We start from the raw sequence: 923 nt of genomic DNA on the forward strand, positions 1-923 counted from the left end.
GATCCAACTCTAGAAAACCAGTTAGACAGCTTTTATCGGGTCTCATATTCGACGTACACGCTTAGTATTATGCATTTATTTGAGAGTTGCTTTTGCTCTGGGGGCAGTTCAATTTTAATAGTGAATAACATGATCCTGATTTAATAAGAAATCAAATACCTTTAGTGATCGCGGGGAGAGGCGCATCGACTTTCTTATCTTAAAGATCCAACATCACCTCAGTCTTTACAGGCTAGTCGCGCGCACTTAATATCAAACCATCAATCACACTGTGATGATGATCTGAAACACCTGCAAGGTTGCCATATTTAGGTTGGTGGCGATCATTTTCTAATGGGTGGTGCCAACCTTGTGTGTGTTTAACAAAGTGTGCCGCAAAGCTTTCAGACACCTCTAAACATCCAGCCATAACGGTATCGACATAGGTTTGAACGATAGGGCTGTTTTCACAAGGCGCCTCGATTTCGTCTTTCACATAAACCCAAATAGATTGTTCTTCTTTGAATTCGGTTTGGCTTTCTATATGGTCGGCTTTTAATTCGATGCGATGATAGCCACGTTCACGACGATCAAACTCAGCAAGCGCTATCTCGTCGACTTCAAGTAAAACACCATTCACTTGCCCTTCGCCAAGATTGACGATCAAAGGGGATAACACGTAACTGTCGTCGATTTTACTCCAATGGCGCACTAAGCCATGAACAATTGCAGGGATCGCTTGCCCAGTCTGACCGGTAAGCTGGCGTGAAGATGAGTTGATTAAGCTACCATAACCAAAAATATACATCGCATTCCTTGTCTGAGTTGTTCCATTTAAGTCTAGTCTTACTATATGTGTCGTTTCATCAAAAGTCAGCCGTTTTTATTTTTATACACTTGTGAGTTAAATTGACTCTTTTGATTGTGTTTAATTGACTCGTTTT

Annotated in this window: 1 protein-coding gene; it reads right to left on the minus strand. The window is 41.2% G+C overall.

All coding sequences use genetic code 11. From position 1 onward, the window contains the following. Nucleotides 1-232 precede the first annotated feature (232 nt). Complete coding sequence (locus ACTRWI_RS22520) at nt 233-787, minus strand: gamma-glutamylcyclotransferase family protein (RefSeq protein WP_499133917.1); 555 nt, start codon at nt 785-787, stop codon at nt 233-235. Between the last annotated feature and the right edge of the window lie 136 nt (nt 788-923).

It is taken from the genome of Pseudoalteromonas sp. G5_S1_14_S5 (assembly GCF_054968605.1).